Annotated in this window: 2 protein-coding genes; both read right to left on the bottom strand. The window is 37.6% G+C overall.

The window, feature by feature from the left end; all coding sequences use genetic code 11:
• Positions 1–360: 360 nt before the first annotated feature.
• Complete coding sequence (locus IQ211_RS19250; protein ID WP_189758175.1) at positions 361–636, bottom strand: PAAR domain-containing protein; 276 nt, start codon at positions 634–636, stop codon at positions 361–363.
• A 163-nt stretch (positions 637–799) separates the two neighbouring features.
• The gene (locus IQ211_RS19245; protein WP_189758174.1) at positions 800–1258 is read right to left on the bottom strand and encodes an SDR family oxidoreductase; all 459 of its coding nucleotides are present in this window, start codon (positions 1256–1258) and stop codon (positions 800–802) included.
• Positions 1259–1351 lie beyond the last annotated feature (93 nt).

Raw genomic sequence — 1351 nt, 5'->3', positions numbered from 1 at the left:
TTCCAGTATCATCCATACTATTCCAATCTTCTATCTTTTTTAAAAATTTAAATCTACTTTCTTGTGCAAATCCGACATAATTTAGTAATATCAACTCCCCACCAATAATAGGATGTAACATCAGATCGGCTCTATCCATAGTGTAATTTTTATAGTTTTCCATACTCTTTCCTAATAAGATCCAAAGGTGAGTCATCACGGCATAAACCATGTTTTTTTAAATTTCATCACTCTAAATTTTAATTGATTTTTAATAATCAATTAAAATTATAGTAATTAAGCTTAACAACTACCTGATATCAAATTCAAATATAGTGATTACATCAAAACCACCACGACTGCATCGCTAAATTTTTAGGTCTATTTTTGATAAGTATCAGGAATAGAATGGATAAGTCCAGCATTACAGGGACAAGTCGTCCTGCTATCCAAAGTTCCTGCTAATTTTGTTCCTTTGTCCAAGAAAGAGCTGACTCCACCAACAACAGTATAATTTCCTGAATATCTCCCGCAAGTCACAGCAGAACCTTCAGTTGCCGCTTGTTTTCCATAAAATTTAATACTGCTGGTTCCAGTCAAAATAGTACCGCCACACGTCGTTTTGTCGCCGACTGTCAAAAAGTTTCCTTTTGCCATCTTATTTCCTCTTGTTTTAGACTAAATTTACAGTGAAATATTAATTACAGTTTATACGCATTAAACTTCAAGTTACAATTTACAACACGATATGAAACCTGATATCTCCCTGCGAAGTGGGGAGATATCACATGCATCTTGAAGTTAGGTCGGTATTTAAAGCCTATTTTACCATTAAACCGCCATCAACAGGTAAACAACAACCGGTAATAAATTCCGCTTTGTTACTCGATAACCACACGATAGCATTTGCGACTTCTTCTGTTTCTCCAATCCTTCCAATTGGATGGGTATCGCCATACGCATCTAAATTATCGCCAAACACACTGACTGACATATCTGTCCTGATTAATCCTGGACACACAGCATTAACCCGAATATTTGACTTTGCCATCTCTAAAGCGGCAGACTTTGTCAATCCAACCACCGCATGTTTACTGGCAGTATAGGCACACCCGCCTGCATAATTCGCCTTTAACCCTGAAACTGATGCGACATTTACTATTGCTCCACCTGATTGCGCCATTAACGGTATCTCATACTTCATGCATTGATACACGCCGGTCACATTCGTCGCAATGACGTCATCCCATACTTCATCTGGATATTCGGGTCGTGACATCAATTTATTGAATCATGTATAGTATGCCTATTTGGAGAACATTCAGATGGCAAAGATTGATGTGACCTGTCCCTCTTGTTGTGCAGTTAAAGG

The organism is Xenorhabdus griffiniae, from assembly GCF_015163655.1.
GTDB classification, from domain to species: Bacteria; Pseudomonadota; Gammaproteobacteria; order Enterobacterales; family Enterobacteriaceae; genus Xenorhabdus; species Xenorhabdus griffiniae.
This window is presented reverse-complemented; position numbering and strand designations above follow the sequence as displayed.